At 50.9% G+C, this 18,030-nt stretch carries 13 protein-coding genes; 11 read left to right on the forward strand and 2 right to left on the reverse strand.

Annotated features, from left to right (window positions below; all coding sequences use genetic code 11):
• Positions 1 to 147 precede the first annotated feature (147 nt).
• A complete protein-coding gene (gene tadA, locus SHEWANA3_RS06525) occupies positions 148 to 816 on the forward strand; it encodes a tRNA adenosine(34) deaminase TadA (protein WP_011716319.1) in 669 nt (222 codons plus the stop codon).
• Positions 817 to 1,255: 439 nt separating this feature from the next.
• Here the strand turns inward: tadA and mltF are convergent, their stop codons facing one another.
• The gene (gene mltF, locus SHEWANA3_RS06530; RefSeq protein ID WP_011716320.1) at positions 1,256 to 2,692 is read right to left on the reverse strand and encodes a membrane-bound lytic murein transglycosylase MltF; all 1,437 of its coding nucleotides are present in this window, start codon (positions 2,690 to 2,692) and stop codon (positions 1,256 to 1,258) included.
• Positions 2,693 to 2,971: 279 nt separating this feature from the next.
• Between mltF and purL the strand changes: the two genes are divergently transcribed.
• The 9 genes from purL (at position 2,972) to SHEWANA3_RS06575 (ending at position 15,343) form a co-directional block, all read left to right on the forward strand.
• Positions 2,972 to 6,853: a phosphoribosylformylglycinamidine synthase gene (purL, locus tag SHEWANA3_RS06535; RefSeq protein ID WP_011716321.1), complete on the forward strand. Its 3,882-nt coding sequence runs from the start codon at positions 2,972 to 2,974 to the stop codon at positions 6,851 to 6,853.
• A 1,241-nt stretch (positions 6,854 to 8,094) separates the two neighbouring features.
• Positions 8,095 to 9,651, forward strand: coding sequence for a cytochrome ubiquinol oxidase subunit I (locus SHEWANA3_RS06540; protein WP_011716322.1), 1,557 nt, complete (start codon positions 8,095 to 8,097; stop codon positions 9,649 to 9,651).
• A gap of 15 nt (positions 9,652 to 9,666) precedes the next feature.
• Complete coding sequence (gene cydB, locus SHEWANA3_RS06545; RefSeq protein WP_011622028.1) at positions 9,667 to 10,806, forward strand: cytochrome d ubiquinol oxidase subunit II; 1,140 nt, start codon at positions 9,667 to 9,669, stop codon at positions 10,804 to 10,806.
• A gap of 18 nt (positions 10,807 to 10,824) precedes the next feature.
• Positions 10,825 to 10,941: a cytochrome bd-I oxidase subunit CydX gene (cydX, locus tag SHEWANA3_RS06550; protein WP_011622029.1), complete on the forward strand. Its 117-nt coding sequence runs from the start codon at positions 10,825 to 10,827 to the stop codon at positions 10,939 to 10,941.
• Positions 10,942 to 11,172: 231 nt separating this feature from the next.
• Complete coding sequence (locus SHEWANA3_RS06555) at positions 11,173 to 12,372, forward strand: site-specific integrase (protein WP_011716323.1); 1,200 nt, start codon at positions 11,173 to 11,175, stop codon at positions 12,370 to 12,372.
• A gap of 160 nt (positions 12,373 to 12,532) precedes the next feature.
• On the forward strand, positions 12,533 to 12,916 hold the full coding sequence (locus SHEWANA3_RS06560; RefSeq protein ID WP_011716324.1) for a type II toxin-antitoxin system RelE/ParE family toxin: 384 nt from the start codon (positions 12,533 to 12,535) through the stop codon (positions 12,914 to 12,916).
• Positions 12,897 to 13,202: a DNA-binding transcriptional regulator gene (locus SHEWANA3_RS06565; RefSeq protein WP_011716325.1), complete on the forward strand. Its 306-nt coding sequence runs from the start codon at positions 12,897 to 12,899 to the stop codon at positions 13,200 to 13,202. Before SHEWANA3_RS06560 ends, SHEWANA3_RS06565 begins: the two co-directional genes overlap by 20 nt.
• 25 nt (positions 13,203 to 13,227) lie before the next feature.
• Positions 13,228 to 14,046 (forward strand): TIGR02391 family protein, encoded by an 819-nt coding sequence (locus tag SHEWANA3_RS06570; RefSeq protein WP_011716326.1) that lies wholly within the window; start codon positions 13,228 to 13,230, stop codon positions 14,044 to 14,046.
• A 13-nt stretch (positions 14,047 to 14,059) separates the two neighbouring features.
• Entirely contained in the window at positions 14,060 to 15,343 is a 1,284-nt protein-coding gene (locus SHEWANA3_RS06575) for a hypothetical protein (protein ID WP_011716327.1), read from the forward strand.
• Positions 15,344 to 15,508: 165 nt separating this feature from the next.
• On the opposite strand, the gene SHEWANA3_RS06580 is transcribed toward SHEWANA3_RS06575, so the two are convergent.
• The gene (locus SHEWANA3_RS06580) at positions 15,509 to 16,075 is read right to left on the reverse strand and encodes an AAA family ATPase (protein ID WP_041412581.1); all 567 of its coding nucleotides are present in this window, start codon (positions 16,073 to 16,075) and stop codon (positions 15,509 to 15,511) included.
• 405 nt (positions 16,076 to 16,480) lie between these two features.
• Here SHEWANA3_RS06580 and istA point away from each other — a divergent pair, with 405 nt between their 5' ends.
• Complete coding sequence (gene istA / locus SHEWANA3_RS06585) at positions 16,481 to 18,022, forward strand: IS21-like element ISAs29 family transposase (RefSeq protein WP_001274811.1); 1,542 nt, start codon at positions 16,481 to 16,483, stop codon at positions 18,020 to 18,022.
• Positions 18,023 to 18,030: the final 8 nt, after the last annotated feature.

Raw genomic sequence — 18,030 nt, forward strand, 5'->3', positions numbered from 1 at the left:
GTCCAATCCCGAGAGAGATGAAAGCCCACTATCTACTCAAGCAACGATCGAAAGGGCTCAATCCTTACCCAGTGAAGGCGCCAAGTGCGCCTTTTTTATTGGTTATGGGTATAATTGCCTAAATTGTTGATTGAAGAGAATCCTTAAGTGGAGCAGACAAAACTGAATCCAAAAACCTTGCATGCGAAGACGCTTAGCTCCGATGAACTTGGCTCTGATGAACTTGGCTCTGATGAAGCTAGTGGTAATGTGCTAATTGGCGAGCAACCTTGTCTCAATCAAGCGAGTCTCAATCAAGCGGATATTGAACAAGCTCGAGTCGATGAACATTGGATGCGTGTCGCGATGAGTATGGCTGAAAAGGCCGAAGCAGCGGGTGAAGTACCAGTGGGGGCGGTTTTAGTCAAAGGTGGTCAGCAAATCGCGGCCGGATATAACTTGTCTATCAGTGAGCACGACCCCTGCGCCCATGCTGAAATTCAGTGCTTGCGAGCAGCGGGGCAAACGATTGAAAACTATCGACTCCTCGATACCACTCTTTACGTAACTCTTGAGCCTTGTGCGATGTGCGCCGGTGCCATGGTGCATAGCCGGATTGCCCGCGTGGTATTTGGGGCGAAAGATGAGAAGACGGGCGCCGCAGGAACCGTGCTTAATCTCTTGCAGCATCCAGCCTTTAATCATCAAGTTGAGGTCACATCTGGGGTGTTAGCGCAGGACTGTGCTGACCAATTGAGCCGCTTTTTTAAACGTCGCAGGGAGGAAAAGAAGGCTTTAAAACAGGCTCAAAAGGCGCAGCAGGGGACGCTATCCTAAGGAGTTTGGGGACTCGCCTAAGCGTTAGTCTTGGGCTTGGATAAACGTAAAAAACAGTTTGTGGCGATTCAGCACTCGGCGATGGCGAATTTTCAGTGTGGTGCGACGGCGTGATGCGCTGTTATTGATGGTTTTTCTTCTCATATAGACCCCGTTTTGTATCTTGTTATTGTCTAGGTTAAGGCTTTTTTGCTTTGGTTAACGGCTATGGGTTAACGCGCAATGATTATTATATTGACCTGTCACTATGACAGTATCAGCAGAGATCTCAGGCGGCAATCCCCCTCGATGCATCTGCTCTATAAAGCAGCGTTTTTAGCCCAAAGCTAGCTCACTTTAGCCTGTATTGGCTTAATCTAAGATTAAAATCGTGGTTTGAAAGCCGTAAAAAAGCAAGGCTGCGGCGCAAGTCAAGTTATTGAGGGGGAAGCGGTTAGGGCTATTTCGGCTTATCAGGGCTGAGGGTGCCGGGCACTGGCGCTGGGCCATCTTCCGAGGCGAGGTCGCTTGGTTCTTCCTCATCGCTATTTTGCTGTTTAGACTGATTATCGACCCAGACTAAGGTGTCGTAATAACGGCGGATGCTGTCGACGTAATGCACGGCTTCGCTACCACGGGCATAGCCGTAGCGAGTCTTTTGGTAATATTTACGCTTTTGCAGTAGTGGCAATACTTTTTTAAGATCCCGCCAGGCGTTAGGATTCAGCTCCATGGACTCAGCGAGTTTACGGGCGTCTTCCACATGGGCATAACCGATATTGTAAGAGGCCAGCGCAAACCACATGCGTTGACTCTCGGGGATAGACTCGGGCAGACGGTTGATCATATCCCGTAAATAAGCGGCGCCGCCGCGAATACTTTCTTCCGCATCGAGTCGATTTGTAATGCCAATTTCTTTGGCGGTCGGCTGCGTTAACATCATCATGCCGCGCACCCCAGTGGGTGAGCGGGCATTAGGATTCCAATGTGACTCTTGATAACTGGTTGCCGCCAATTTACGCCAATCTAAGTCACCAGCGTGGGTTTCGAAAAGCTGACGATAACGAGGCAATACGGTTTCGATGGCGCGCAGGAAGGCGCGGGTATCGATATAGTCGAAACGCTTAACGTGGCCAAAGTACTTTTCATTAAGATGATCGAGGGTACCGGCGAGTTTTTCTTGGTGCCAAAACGCCAATAACTGACTCATCAAGCCGTCACTGTGTGTGGGGGGGAGCAACCAAACCACATCGAGCTTTTCTTCTAGCACGAGCCCCGAACGTAGATCCGGTAAATAGCGGCGGTTAATCTGCACGCTGCTCGAGTCGGCGATGGTGTAGTCGATTTCCTTGTTGGCGATCATCGCCAGCAGCTCTTCGCTGTCTTTATCTGTGACTTGATCCCACACCAGCGTCGGATGACGTTTCTGTAATTGCGTCAAGGTTTCCACAAAAGAAGAGTCGGCAATTACAGTAATTTTGCCTTTTAAGTCAGTGATATCTTTGGGTGTTGGCATGCCTTCACGGTAAACCAGTACTTGATTGACGCGATACAGCGGCGGGCCTAAACGGAATTGTTCGCGCCGCGCTGGGGTTTCAGTCATCCCCGCGGCAATAATATCAATCTCGTTTTTTTTAAGTGCATCATAGAGTTCGGCACGGTTGGTGTAGGGCACCATTTTTAAGGGCACATCGAGATACTCGGCAAAGAGCACTGCCATATCGTAATCGAAGCCGCTGTTGCCTTGGCCCGAGGTCATATAAATTTGCGGGCCATAAAGGGTGCCGACCCTTAATTCGGTGAGTTTATGGGGGACATATTCTGTTTCTTCCACGGTCACTTGCTGACAAGCCGTCAGTAAGAAACCTAAGATAATCGCGAACAGAAATCGAGTCATTAAACACACTTTATTAAATAAAATCAAAATGATGAACAGTAGAAGGTCAGTGAGGTAACAAGGATAAACTGGCTGACATTGCTGTGATTATATCCGTTTGTCGCCAATTACGTAAAAAAATCGTATCGCATGGAATACGAAGGAGGGGAAAAGGGCCGCTTTTTATCTTAATAGGAAACACTGTTTTACGTAAGGTCACAGGTGATTTGTGACAGACATTTCCTTATAATAGCGCCATCTCTGACCCCTGCAATTATAAATATAAGGTGAATTGACGTGATGGAGATCATCCGCGGAGCCCCAGCACTCTCGACGTTTAGAGTGCAAAAGCTAATGGAGGCCTGCGTAAACGCTGCGCTTCCGGTACGCCAAATCTATGCTGAGTATGTTCATTTAGCGGATTTGAGCGAGTTGCTTGAGACCAATGAGCGCGAGCAACTTGAAAAAATTCTCACCTATGGACCTGCTATCGAAGCCCATACCCCCCAAGGTTCACTCCTGTTTGTTACTCCCCGTCCCGGCACAATTTCTCCATGGTCTTCTAAAGCCACTGATATCGCCCACAATTGTGGTTTAGGTAAAGTGAAGCGCTTAGAGCGTGGTGTTGCCTATTATGTGGAGTCAGACACTTTGACTGTCGAGCAGCAACAAACCCTCAAAGGGTTATTGCACGACCGTATGGTTGAAGTGGTTCTGGACGATTTTGCTAAGGCCGATGTGCTGTTTAAGCGCACTGAACCTGCGCCTTTCAAGAGTGTGAACGTATTGGCTGAAGGCCGCCGTGCACTTGAAGTGGCCAACGTCGAAATGGGTCTGGCGCTCGCCGAAGATGAAATCGATTATCTTGTCGAAAACTTTGTGCGTTTGAACCGTAATCCAAACGATATTGAACTGATGATGTTTGCTCAGGCTAACTCAGAGCACTGCCGTCACAAGATTTTTAACGCAGATTGGACAATTGATGGCGAGGCGCAGCCTAAGTCTCTGTTCAAGATGATTAAAAACACCTTTGAAACTACACCAGACCACGTGTTATCTGCCTATAAAGATAACGCCGCTGTGATGGAAGGTTCGGTTGCGGGACGTTTCTTCCCCGATCCAAACGGTGTTTACAGCTATCACACTGAACCAATGCACGTACTGATGAAAGTGGAAACCCACAACCATCCTACGGCAATCAGTCCATACCCTGGTGCGGCGACGGGTTCAGGTGGTGAGATCCGCGACGAAGGTGCAACCGGTCGTGGCTCTAAACCTAAAGCGGGTTTAACTGGCTTTAGCGTATCGAATTTAAAAATCCCAGGTTTTGTACAACCATGGGAAGGCAACTACGGTAAGCCTGAGCGTATCGTCAGTGCGCTGGATATCATGACCGAAGGCCCACTTGGCGGCGCGGCGTTTAACAACGAGTTTGGTCGTCCAGCCCTGTTAGGTTACTTCCGTACCTATGAGCAAGAAGTCTCAAGCCACAACGGCGTAGAAGTCCGTGGTTATCACAAGCCCATCATGTTAGCCGGTGGTTTAGGTAACATCCGCGAAGAGCACGTACAAAAAGGCGAAATCACCGTCGGTGCTAAGCTTATCGTACTCGGTGGCCCTGCGATGAACATTGGTCTTGGCGGCGGCGCTGCCTCTTCTATGGCGTCGGGTCAATCGAGCGAAGATTTAGACTTTGCGTCGGTTCAGCGTGAAAACCCAGAAATGGAACGCCGCTGTCAAGAAGTGATCGACCGCTGCTGGCAATTAGGCGATAAAAACCCGATCCAATTTATCCACGACGTGGGCGCGGGTGGTTTATCTAACGCTTTCCCTGAGTTAGTTAACGATGGCGGCCGTGGTGGTATCTTCAATCTGCGCAACGTGCCATCGGACGAGCCGGGCATGAGCCCGCTGGAGATCTGGTGTAACGAATCGCAGGAACGTTATGTGCTTTCGGTTGCTGCCGAAGACCTGCCGTTATTTACTGCGATTTGTGAGCGTGAGCGCGCACCGTTTGCGGTAGTGGGCGAGGCAACGCAAGAGCAGCATTTAACCCTAGCTGACAGCCATTTCGATAACAATCCTATCGATTTACCACTCGAGGTGTTATTAGGTAAAGCACCTAAGATGAGCCGTAATGTGGTATCCGCTAAGGCAGTTTCACCTGCACTTGAGCAAAGCAACATCGATGTGAAAGAAGCGGTCAAACGCATTCTTAGCCTGCCAACTGTGGCGGACAAAACCTTCCTTATCACCATTGGTGACCGCACGGTAACGGGTCTAGTAAACCGTGACCAAATGGTTGGCCCATGGCAAGTCCCTGTGGCTGATTGCGCGGTAACGGCGGCAAGCTTTGATACCTATGCTGGTGAAGCCATGTCTATGGGTGAACGTACGCCGCTGGCACTGCTCGATTTTGGCGCCTCTGCCCGTATGGCGGTTGCCGAATCGATTATGAACATCGCGGGTGCGGATATTGGTTCGTTCAAACGTATCAAACTGTCGGCTAACTGGATGTCTGCCGCGGGCCACCCTGGCGAAGATGCGGGTCTTTATGAAGCGGTTAAGGCCGTGGGTGAAGAGCTGTGTCCAGAACTGAGCCTGACCATTCCTGTCGGTAAAGACTCCATGTCGATGAAAACCGCATGGCAGCAAGACGGCGCGAACAAAACCGTGACGGCACCTATGTCGTTGGTCATTTCTGCCTTCGGTGTGGTGCAGGATATCCGTAACACGGTAACGCCTGAACTTCGCAGTGATAAAGGCGAAACCTCGCTGTTATTAGTCGACTTAGGCGCTGGCAAAAATCGTTTAGGCGGTTCTTGTTTGGCACAGGTTTACGGTGAGTTAGGCGATATCGCGCCAGACTTAGACGATGCAGCTCTGTTACGTGGTTTCTTCGAAACCATGCAAAAGCTGGTGGCGAAGAAGTCGGTTATTGCATACCACGACCGCAGTGACGGTGGTTTATTCACGACGTTAGTGGAAATGGCCTTTGCGGGTAACACGGGTCTTGCTATCGACTTAAGTGCACTGCAAGGTACTGACGTTGAACGTCTATTCAATGAAGAACTCGGTGGCGTACTGCAAGTGAGCCGCGCTGATGCCGAGCTTATCGCTGCGCAATTCGCCCAAGCAGGCGTACCTTGCCACATGATTGGTACTCTGGCGAATGACCAACGCGTAACCATTAAAGATGGTGCGCGTGAAGTGTTCAGCGAGACACGTGTTGCACTGCGTACTTTATGGTCTGAAACCACTTACCGTATGCAAGCGCTGCGTGATAACCCAGCCTGCGCATTAGAAGAGTTTAAGCTCAAACAGGATGAAACCGACTTAGGTTTAACGGTTAACTTAAGCTTCGATCCAAGTGAAGACGTTGCTGCGCCGTACATCCTCAAAGGTGCTGCACCTAAGATGGCTATTCTGCGCGAGCAGGGCGTTAACTCCCATGTGGAAATGGCGGCCGCGTTTGACCGCGCAGGTTTTGAGAGCCGTGACGTGCATATGTCTGACATTCTGTCAGGCCGCATTAGCCTCGAAGAGTTCCAAGGTCTGGTGGCCTGTGGTGGCTTCTCCTACGGTGACGTATTAGGTGCGGGTGAAGGTTGGGCTAAGTCTATCCTGTTCAACGCCCGTGCTCGCGATGAGTTCTCACGCTTCTTCGAGCGCGACTCAAGCTTTGCCCTCGGTGTGTGTAACGGTTGCCAAATGCTGTCGAACCTGAAGGAAATCATTCCTGGTAGCGAGCACTGGCCACGTTTCGTGCGTAACCGCTCTGAGCGTTTCGAAGCGCGTTTCAGCTTAGTTGAAGTGCAGCAAAGTCCATCACTGTTCTTCCAAGGTATGGCGGGTTCACGTATGCCTATCGCCGTGTCCCACGGTGAAGGACATGCAGAGTTTGCTAGTGCGCAGGCGCTGGCCTTAGCTGAGGCTTCTGGCACTATCGCGCTGCGTTTTGTGAATGGTAAAGGTGAAATTGCCACCCAATACCCACAAAACCCGAACGGTTCGCCAAACGGTTTAACCGGTATCTGTACTACCGATGGCCGTGTGACACTGATGATGCCACATCCTGAGCGTGTATTTAGAACGGTTGCAAACTCTTGGCACCCAGATAACTGGGGTGAAGACAGCCCATGGATGCGTATGTTCCGCAATGCGCGAGTTAACTTAGGCTAAGGTTTTTATTGAGAAAACCACGACTTAAGTGAGTAAAAAAAGGAGCGAAATTTTTCGCTCCTTTTTTATATATAAAACGCATCTTTAAAAAAGATAAGGTATTTTAAGATCTTAGTCTTATATTTGTTAAACCTAATAAAATGAAGTTCAAAAATATCAATCTTAAAGACTAAATACCCCTTAATAAGTAGTTCACACAAGTGAAACAAAACTGACTTGCTTTAATTTAGTCACTGTACTTGCCCGTATTCTCAAGACATAAAAGCAAAAAGCCCCCAACTCATCGAGAAGGGGGCTCGTTTTGCGCTAACAAAACTTCAAATCAAATCAGTATTATTTCAGAGTAAGCGGTGAACGATTACAGCTCACGAGCTGTATAAAGTTCAACAAAAACACGCTTATAGCTGTTAACCAGACGTTCAAATAAGTTTGTCATATCTCTTTCTCCACACCAAAGTTATACCTATGTGCGCGGAGTTTGGCTTGCCTGGGGCGCTTCACCAGTCACATCAAACCGTCTCCTTAACACAGGAGATATATTAACCAGCTTAAGCCGTCTTCTCAAACGAGAAAAAATACATTTTATCATTAGTAAAACTAATTGATTTTGGTTTTGAAATATTCCGGCTTTAAAGATTTTTGTGAATTAAGTGCATGATTTTTATATATCTAATTATTTAAATAATAATGGTATTGGTAATGTTTTATTAGTGTAAATATTGTTTTTAATTTGTTTTTGGTGATTTTTGCTGCTTATCCATTAGATTTTTGCTCAAGTTGGTAAAAACTAACTTTTTAGTTTAGCTTGGCGTGTTCTCTACCCCATAATTATGACTCTGTCAACAGTGGGTAAAAGTGAAGTGTGTGCCCCGTTGCAAAACCCATCTAAAGCCCTGAGTTTGATTGATTTGAATCAAAGGCGGGTGGTATAAAATACTCACAAATGAAAGCGATTAAATATCTTAACTATCTGATATTTATATCGATGGGATCATTTGTAGGATTGGGTGGTGAGGTGAAAGTCTCAAAGCCGAGCGATAGTGTGACTAGGGTCTCAGTATGCGAGGGAAAAGGGGATTTTTAAGCCTTGCTGCTTCGATGTAATGAAAAAGATGAAATTTAACGGTTTATACTGAATTCAGCTATAAACACAAAATGAAAACTCACTATCCTACAAAGGCACTTGCTACGAATGGCTCAAGTAGTCGTAGCAATTGGACGCACCACGTAAGGAGTCACCGATGATTGTTGAAGAGGTTGTTGAGCTATCACGGTTGCAGTTTGCGCTGACAGCCATGTATCACTTCCTGTTTGTTCCCTTAACCTTGGGGTTGGCATTTTTGCTGGCTATCATGGAATCACTCTATGTGATGACTGATAAACAAATTTATAAAGATATGACTAAGTTCTGGGGTAAGTTGTTTGGTATCAACTTTGCCTTGGGTGTTTCAACGGGTTTAGCGATGGAATTCCAGTTTGGTACTAACTGGTCTTATTATTCGCACTATGTGGGTGACATCTTTGGTGCACCACTGGCCATTGAAGGATTAATGGCGTTCTTCTTAGAATCGACCTTCGTGGGTATGTTCTTCTTCGGTTGGGATCGTTTCTCTAAGCGTCAACACTTAGCGACAACCTGGTTGGTAGCCTTTGGTTCCAACTTCTCCGCATTATGGATTCTGGTGGCAAACGGTTGGATGCAAAACCCTGTGGGTAGCGTATTCAATTACGAAACCATGCGTATGGAAATGACCAGCTTCGCTGATGTTATCTTCAACCCTGTTGCACAGGTGAAGTTTGTTCACACTGTGGCTTCTGGCTATGTGACTGGCGCAATGTTCGTATTAGCGATCAGCTCTTACTACATTCTGAAGAAACGTGACTTACCTTTTGCACGTCGTTCATTTGCGATTGCAGCCAGCTTCGGTATGGCGTCTATCCTGTCTGTTATCGTTCTGGGTGACGAATCAGGCTATAAAGTGGGTGAAGCGCAGCGCGTTAAGTTAGCGGCAATTGAAGCTGAGTGGCATACAGAACCTGCTCCTGCAGCCTTTACTGCAGTTGGTTTCCCAAATCAAGAAACCATGCACACCGATTTCGCGGTTAAGATCCCTTACGCTATGGGTATCGTAGCAACACGTTCTTTAGATGAAGAAGTAACAGGCCTACGTGACTTAGTGGCTGAACACGAAGTACGTATCCGCAACGGTATGAAAGCTTACGAGATGCTGGTGAAACTGCGCGCTGGTGATAAGTCTCCAGAGTTACGTGACGCGTTCGAAGCGGCGAAAGTTGACTTAGGTTACGGCTTACTGCTGAAGCGTTACACCGACAATGTTGTAGATGCGACAGAAGAGCAAATCAAAGCGGCAGCGAAGGATTCTATCCCGAATGTGGCACCGATTTTCTGGAGCTTCCGTGTGATGGTTGGCTTAGGCTTTGTGATGTTGTTTGTGTTCGCTGCAGCCTTCTGGCAAAGCACACGTCATCAGATCGAAGAGAAGAAATGGGTACTTAAAGCAGCACTCTTTAGCTTGCCATTACCTTGGATTGCGATCGAGTGTGGTTGGTTTGTGGCGGAATATGGCCGTCAACCTTGGACCATCTCTGAGGTGCTGCCGACCTTTATGTCTGCTTCGAGTTTAACGACTGGGGATCTGTGGTTCAGTATTATTTCGATTTCACTGTTCTACACTGTGCTGCTGGTGATCGAGATATTCTTGATGCTTAAGTTTGCCCGTCTTGGCCCTAGCAGTTTAAAGACTGGTCGTTATCACTTCGAGAAACTAGAAGCCTAAGCAGAGGATTTCATTATGTTTGATTATGAAATATTGAGAGTTATCTGGTGGGCTCTGATCGGCGTACTGTTCATCGGATTTGCGGTCACTGACGGTTTTGACATGGGCGTGGGTGCACTTTTACCGATTATCGGTAAAGACGATACTGAGCGTCGTATTATGGTCAACACCATTGCTCCCCATTGGGACGGTAACCAAGTATGGTTAATCACCGCAGGTGGTGCCTTGTTTGCTGCATGGCCTATGGTGTATGCAGTGTCTTTCTCTGGCTTCTATGTGGCCATGATGTTAGTACTGTTTGCCTTGTACACTCGTCCTGTAGGATTTGACTATCGCTCTAAGATTGAAAATCCAAAATGGCGTAAGTCGTGGGACTGGGCGTTGTTCTGTGGTGGCTTTATTCCACCGCTGATCATCGGTGTGGCCTTCGGTAACTTACTCCAAGGTGTGCCATTCAATTTCGATGAGTTCCTGCGTGCGACTTATCACGGTGGTTTATTTGGCCTGTTGAACCCATTCGGTTTACTGGCAGGCTTAGTGAGCGTGAGCATGTTTATGATGCAAGGCGCTGCTTGGTTACAAATGAAGACCGACGGTGAGCTGCGTGTACGTGCCGCGAATGCGACTCAGCTATGTGCACTGTTAGTGGCAGTATTATTTGCCGCTGCGGGTGTGTGGTTAGCCAATGGTATTGATGGTTATGTTATCACTTCAACCCTTGACCACCATGCACTGTCTAACCCAACGCTGAAAACCGTTGCGGTTGAGTCTGGCGCTTGGTTAGCCAACTATGATAAGTATCCTATTACTATGCTGTTCCCAGTATTAGGTGTGGCATTACCACTGCTGGTTATCCTAGTGAGCCGCTTAAATCGTTCAGGTTTTGCGTTCTTATTTAGCTCGCTGACAGTGGCTATGGTGATCTTAACTTGTGGTGCAGCAATGTTCCCATTCGTTATGCCATCTTCATTAGATCCTAACGTGAGCTTAACCATGTGGGATGCGACTGCGAGTGAAATGACATTAACTGTAATGACTTGGGCGGCGATTATCTTCGTTCCAATCGTGTTAAGTTACACTGTATGGACTTACTTCAAGATGTTTGGCCGCTTAAACCGCAAACATATTGAAGATAACAAAGCCTCACTCTATTAGAATTAAGGAGCATCTACTATGTGGTATTTCACGTGGATATTAGGGGTTTTGTTAGCCTGTTCTTTTGGTGTGATCAACGCCCTGTGGCTTGAAAACACGGAGAACATGGACCGCTCAAGCGATGACGCTGAGTAATAGCTAACCTCCTATAGCTGAACCCTTTAAAACCCCGCAACTGCGGGGTTTTTTATTTCACCATGACTCCAGCACCGTACTTCGCTGGACTACGCCTAAGCTCGCTACAGCTGGTTTATCAATAACTTAGGCTAATTCATCATATGCCGGTGCTTTCCGAAACTTGACCCGGCTTCCATCCGTTTGGCTCCTAACAGGCTCCTGGAAACGGGTCTTTCCAAGGAGTCAGCTATGGCCAAGATCAAGCTCACCAAGTCCGCAATCGATGCGGCAAAACCCCAAGCACAGCCCGTCGAACTGCGTGACACCCTCGTTCCCGGCTTCCTGTGCAAGATTACACCTGCCGGTCGCAAAGTCTTCATGCTCCAGTATCGGACGAACGCCGGCGAGCGGCGCAAGCCTGCATTGGGTTTGTACGGAGAATTGACCGTTGAGCAAGCCCGCTCATTGGCACAGAGTTGGTTGGCTGAGGTACGCCGGGGTGGCGATCCCGGAGCTGCCAAGGCCGAAGCGCGCAAAGCGCCGACGGTCAAGGAACTGTGTGTGAAGTTCATGGAGGACTACTCCAGGCACCGCAACAAACCCAGCACTCAGAGAGGCTACCAAGGCAATATTGACCGCAACATCATTCCAATCCTGGGTCGTATGAAGGTACAGGATGTGAAGCGCGCTGACGTGGCGGCGATGATGAAGAAGCTTGACTATAAGCCAGGCGAGGCTAATAAAGCTCTGTCCGTCCTGCGTAAGATGTTCAACCTTGCTGAGATTTGGGGCTACCGCACGGATGGCTCTAACCCGTGCCGACACATTCCGCTGTACACCGGCGGCAAGACAACCCGCCTCATTACTGACGAAGAGATGGTCAAGCTATTCAAGCACCTTGACCAAATCGAGGCCGAGGGCTTGGTGCCCTATGTCGTCCCGTTGGCGATCCGTCTGCAATTCGAGTTTGCTGCCCGGCGCTCCGAAATCGTGCTACTCGAATGGGAATGGATTGACCTGGAGAACCGCCGGGTGGTCTGGCCCGACAGCAAGACCGGTGGTATGTCCAAACCCATGAGCGAGGAAGCCTATCGGCTGCTTTCCACTGCGCCTCGGCAGCCCGGTGCACGTTATGTCCTGCCGTCGCCGCGCAACCCGCTTACCCACTTGACCTATGGGGAGTACTACGGCGGTTGGACCCGGACGCTCAAAGCGGCTGGCGTACCTCACGTTGGCACCCACGGCATCCGCCACCGCTCGGCTACCGACATCGCTAACTCGGGTATCCCGGTCAAGGTCGGCATGGTGCTGACCGCGCATAAGACGGTGACCATGTTCATGCGCTATATCCACACCGAGGACGATCCGGTGCGTCAAGCAGCTGAACTGGTGGCGAACCGGCGCAAGACGATTACAGGAGCGTCGCGCGTGAAGGAAACCGCAGTATGAGCAGGCTCAATATCGCGGCGTTTCGGTTTGCCGATCCAATAGTCGCAACGCTGTTACGGCTATTGGGCATGGACGGTCTCTAGGGGCGAGTGGCAACCTGCCACTTGCAAGGGCTAGACAATCATGCCCGTTACGGGTATAGTTTTGATGGTGAGCGAGTATGAACGTCTTGAAGCGAAAAGACTTTGCGCGATGGCAGACAGGCGAGAAACTGTCCGATGCGGCTCTTTGCAAGGCGGTCCAAGAAATGGAAAGTGGACTGATTGATGCCGACTTGGGCGGCCACCTCTACAAAAAACGAGTCGCCCGCCCAGGTGCAGGTAAGAGCGGTGGCTACCGCACATTATTGTCGGCCCGTGTTGGCCACCGTTATGTATTTCTGCATGGGTTCCCGAAAAGCGACAAGGCGAACATCACGCGAGACGAGAAAAAAGCGCTGCAATATGCTGGCAAGGTATTTCTGGAGCTATCAGCCAAAGAGTTGGTAAAGGCATTGCAGGCGGGTGTTTTACTGGAGGTGTGTTGTGACGAGCAAAATCATTGAATCCCTGCGCGGTGACCTGGACGCATTGCACAACGCTGGCGCAATCAGCAAGGTGACGATGCGCGAGTTTGACGAGATCTGTCCGCCGCCAGTACGCGAGTTCAGTGCTGACGACATTAAACGTCTGCGTGAGGGACTGCACTTCAGTCAGCCAGTGTTCGCTCATCATCTGCACACCACCGCCTCGACGGTGCGCAAGTGGGAACAAGGCGAAACGCGTCCAGCCGGTCCTGCGCTCAAGCTGCTTAATGTCATCGCCGACAAAGGCTTGCAGGCCATTATCTGATGAGTGTGCGACGGAGATGTAGATAGTGGCGTCACAAATTGCCCCATTCAGTTCTCAGCACCTGGAAGCTGCCTGCCGCGTTCTTGCCGATACGGCACAAGGTCTGACCGGCACGCAAATCGGGCGTTTGTTGCAAGAAACCCAGGTAGCCGACCCCTCACCAGATATGACCAAGTGGAAACGGCTGTTCAATGCGTTGGCAGGCGCTCAGAACCAGCATCAGGTTGGCAACCATCTCATCATGTTCATCAATCGCGCGATGAATCCGGTGAGTTACGCAAGCGATCCCGGAACATTTGCTTGGCGCCGTGATGAACTCAATGTTGTTTTGGCGTTCTCGGGTTTCTACGTGCGTGAAGATGGCAAAGTCGGATATGCCGATAAGGCCAATACGCTGGACGAAGCCCGTGCACGAGCCGGGCGACTCAAGGCGGCGCTGGAAAGTCGCGCTGTACATGTAGAAGTCCTGAACTACTGTCGCGTAGAACTCATGGACGAGAACTATTTTCACGCGGTATTTGAAGCGACCAAGGGCGTTGCCGAGCGGATTCGCCAGCTCTCGGGGCTGAGTGGCGATGGTGCTGACCTTGTGAATAAGGCATTTGGCGGTCAGCAACCTGTACTTGTCTTGAAGGCGCTGAGTACGGAGTCTGAAAAAAGCGAGCAGAAAGGCTTTGTGAACCTGCTGATCGGTCTGTTTGGAGCGGTACGCAATCCGCTTGCCCATGCCGCGAAAACGAATTGGCCTATGTCCGAACAGGACGCCTTGGACATCCTGACGCTGGTATCGCTGATTCATCGTAAGTTGGATGGCGCCACGAGACTAACTGCCGTATCGGCGTAACCGGGGAGAGAAAATGGACGAGGCGATTGTAGTTTTCTCCCGGAAAGGAATTTTCCAAACCACAATCTTGGCACGTGATGTACGAAGCCGTGAACATGCACGCAAGCTTTGGCCATTAGTCTCTCCCGACGGATCGCGACAGATGGTGACGTGGGTCAGCCCCTCTTTTGAAAATGGGAAATTGCGTCGGCGATCCCATTTTCGGGTACTCCCTGCCCAACACACCTTTAACCCTAAAGCGCACTTCGATGATGAAGAGGCCAGCCGGGGGCGTGTTGTGCAAGAAAGCCCAGAACACCGGCGGGCGAAAGAACTTGTCGCGGACGAACTCTCAAGGCGTTTGCGTGCTGGACTTGCTATGCCCTGGGCGTTCAAGGATGTGGACTCATCGGATTATTCGCTGGAGGGGAACTTGCTGCTTGGCGCCGACCGAGTGGCAACGGAGCATCCCCTGGAGACGCCTTTCGGCAGCAAGTTCAGGCTCGATGTGGCTGTGCTTGGGCCGCCGGTCCAGGCTGAGCCGATGGTGCTTGGCGGTGTTGAAATCGAACTTGGCCACGCCTTTGACGGTCGCAAGGCGCTGATCGGAAAGTCTCTCGGTTTCCCACTCATCTCCATCGATATCACCGAAATGACCCTGCCCGAACTTACGCCGGAGTGGGCACAGCGGGTATTGACTGCGACCACACGCAGCCATGAGCAAGGGCGCCGGCAGACCTACATCTATCTCCATGACTTGCTATACCCACTCTATGCGCAATTGCCGGCGTTTCTCGACGACGAGCAGCGCCATCAGTTCCTGGTGTTTGCCGACGATAAAACGCTGAACAAACTGGTGAACTGGATGAATCTGCTGGCTGAAAAGCTGGAGTATTCGAAGGGAACTGTTGCTGTGGCGATAGTCAATGGTAAGAACGACCAGGCTCGCAAGATGCTGGAGCGTGCCGGGCAGGTTGTTGGGCCTGACTGGAGGGACTTCAATGATCAGAAATGTCTTCGCCTGACGCTTCCTCGCCCCAAGGGGCCAGCAGATCTTCAGGCGCACCGCTTCCACATGACCATGGCGCGTATCCTGCTATCGCATACCGATGCACTTGTTGGCTACAAGTATTGCAACGGTGTGGACAACAATCATCCCGAAGACGATATATGGGTTGCGAAGCGCTGGATTGCCAATGAAAAAATCTTTTCCGAGCATCGTGTATTACCGAAACGATTGGCCGAGCCGGTCAATAGATTGATCGCCGTAGTTTCGGATCTCAGACGTAATCACACAGCAGCCCGCCACGAGATGTGAAACCCCTTATAAGCACTCCGGCGTAGCCAAGCCAGGCTTTACTACGTGACTGACGCTGCATGTTGCTTGGCACCATGCGATCTTGGCATACAGAACGCTATTTAAAGTGGGTGTCCGGATTACTTGGTTGATAAGGGCGCCTCTCAAGTTCTTCCAAGGCTTAATTCAGCATTCCAATTTTTCGCGCACGAAAGCTACACGCTTGTCGATACTGACACGGGGCAATTCGATAAGGGTATAACCCAGCTCGGTATAAGTGGCGACCATCGTTTCCCAGGTGGCCATCGCCTCAGAAAAGCTCTGTTTGCGTTCGGCGTCGCCAGCGAAGATAGCTTCCCACGGAGGTGCCACGAACACCGTCGACGCATAACGAAACTGCTCGGCGGCGCGCCGTACATGGCCCGGTACGGAGAGGCCAGCGACTCGCCTATAGCCGATCACATCGGGTACTCCCCTATCGAACAGCACAGGTCCGGCGAACTCAGCCGCTTCATGCCAAGAGCGCAGCTCCCAGCTGAGCATCAACTCTGCGAAGGCCTCTCTATTTCTCCAAGGCAGCGCGTCGCCTTCGATGGCCACTTGATTCTGAATGATGGCTCTCCCGGCCTCAGGCATATGCATGATTCCCACAGAAACAAGTGCTTCAAGCAAGGTGCTTTTTCCCGATCCGGGGCCGCCGGTGATGACGAAGCGTTTTTCAGGCGTTGTTGTCGTGCTCTTTCTCTGAATCACGGGTATGTTTAAGCTCCTTTCTGTAAGAGTCATTCATCAAACGATTAATCTGGATGCTCATTAAAGTTTACTCACACCTAAGCTTTTCATCCCGGCGTGCCGCCGTCGGGCTCGCGGGCTACGCCCCGCGCTTCGTACCGAATCGCGGCCATCCGGCTTTGATCCCTGACACCTCCGGCCCATATGCATATTCCGGCCGATCATGAACACCAATTCCGATTCAACGTGAACACCATTTCCGGACCAATGTGAACGCTCATTCCGGTTCAACCTGAACACTTCGCCCCTCCTTTCCGGAAACAGTGTTCAACATCCCGGAATCACTGTTCACATTCACCGGAATCATCCTTAACGCATTGATTTAAAAACCTTTGATACGCTCTCCCTTTTGCCAGGGAAGAGCCTATGTCTGCCAAGAGGATTGCAATGCGTAAAATTCGTGAAGTACTGCGACTGCGGCTGGAAGCTGACCTCTCTGTTCGCCAAATCAGTATCTGTACCAAGGTCAGTGTCGGCTCCATCCAGAAACTCCTCAAAAGTGCCCAGGCGCTCGGCCTTACCTGGCCCTTACCTACCGAGCTTGATGATGGCCGACTGGCTGCCCTGTTCTATCCGCAGGCCGATACCACCATCTCGGCCCGCCATGTTGTGCCGGATTGGCCCTCTGTCCATCAGGAGCTCAAGCGCAAGGGGGTCTCCAAACAGCTGCTCTGGGAGGAGTACACCCAGCGCTATCCCAATAGCTGTTACAGCTACTCCCAGTTCTGTGACCGTTACAAGTCCTGGTGTCAGTTGCAAAAGCGCTCCATGCGCCAGATCCACAAGGCGGGGGAAAAGCTCTTTATCGACTACTGCGGGCCCACGGTGCCCATCGTGTCGCCGACCACGGGTGAGGTCCGTCAGGCACAAGTCTTTGTCGCCGTGCTCGGTGCGTCCAACTACACCTTTGCCGAGGCCACCTGGTCACAGTCACTGCCGGACTGGCTGCAAAGCCATGTCCGTGCCTTTGAGTTTTTCGGCGGGACACCGGCACTGCTGATCCCCGACAACCTCAAGAGCGGTGTCAGCAAGGCTTGCCGATACGATCCCGAGCTCAACCCCAGCTACCAGCAGTTGGCCGAGCACTATCAGGTGGCGGTGATGCCAGCTCGTCCTTACAAGCCCAAGGACAAGGCCAAGGCGGAGGTGGGTGTGCAGATCGTCGAGCGCTGGATCCTGGCCCGTCTACGCCATCAGACCTTCTTCTCGCTTGCCGAACTCAACCAGTGCATCCGTGCCTTGCTGAACGAACTCAACGAGCGTCCGTTCAAGCAACTGCCCGGTAACCGACGTGACGCATTTGAGCAGTTGGACCGCCCGGCACTGGGACCACTGCCGGTGCATCCCTATCGCTATGTCGCCATCAAAACGGTCAAGGTCAACATCGACTATCACGTCAGTTATGAGCAGCACCATTACTCGGTGCCACACCAGTATGTGGGTCAGCAACTGGAGCTCCATGCGGGCGATACCCTGCTTCAGGTCTATCACCAGCAACAGCTGGTCGCGAGCCATCCACGTAAAACCATCCCGGGGATGAGCACGCTCCCTGAGCACATGCCGGAACGTCACAGCAAGCAGCAACGCTGGACCCCAGGGCGTCTTAAACAGTGGGCTGCTGACATCGGACCGAGCACCTTGTGCTGGGTTAGCGAACGGTTGGAAGAGAAAGCCCATGCCGAGCAGGCATACCGACTCTGCCTGGGGCTGCTGAGTCTTAGCCGGGAGTATCCGCCATCACGGGTTGAAGCCTGTTGCCAGTTGGCCAACCGGGAAGGTCTGGTGCGACTCAAACAGCTCAAGTCGGTGCTGACCAGTGGCCGCGACCAACTGCCCGCAAGCCCGCTGAGCTACCCAGAGTTACCGCAAGAGCACGAGAACATCCGTGGCCCCCAGAGCTTCCACTAAAGAGGATA

This window comes from Shewanella sp. ANA-3, from assembly GCF_000203935.1.
Taxonomy (GTDB): Bacteria; Pseudomonadota; Gammaproteobacteria; order Enterobacterales; family Shewanellaceae; genus Shewanella.

Coding starts and splice junctions, on each gene's coding strand:
- cydX (WP_011622029.1), top strand. CDS start 10,825: ATGTGGTATTTCACGTGGATATTAGGGGTTTTGTTAGCCTGTTCTTTT.
- SHEWANA3_RS06560 (WP_011716324.1), top strand. CDS start 12,533: ATGAACGTCTTGAAGCGAAAAGACTTTGCGCGATGGCAGACAGGCGAG.
- purL (WP_011716321.1), top strand. CDS start 2,972: ATGGAGATCATCCGCGGAGCCCCAGCACTCTCGACGTTTAGAGTGCAA.
- istA (WP_001274811.1), top strand. CDS start 16,481: ATGTCTGCCAAGAGGATTGCAATGCGTAAAATTCGTGAAGTACTGCGA.
- mltF (WP_011716320.1), bottom strand. CDS start 2,692: ATGACTCGATTTCTGTTCGCGATTATCTTAGGTTTCTTACTGACGGCT.
- cydB (WP_011622028.1), top strand. CDS start 9,667: ATGTTTGATTATGAAATATTGAGAGTTATCTGGTGGGCTCTGATCGGC.
- SHEWANA3_RS06540 (WP_011716322.1), top strand. CDS start 8,095: ATGATTGTTGAAGAGGTTGTTGAGCTATCACGGTTGCAGTTTGCGCTG.
- SHEWANA3_RS06575 (WP_011716327.1), top strand. CDS start 14,060: ATGGACGAGGCGATTGTAGTTTTCTCCCGGAAAGGAATTTTCCAAACC.
- SHEWANA3_RS06555 (WP_011716323.1), top strand. CDS start 11,173: ATGGCCAAGATCAAGCTCACCAAGTCCGCAATCGATGCGGCAAAACCC.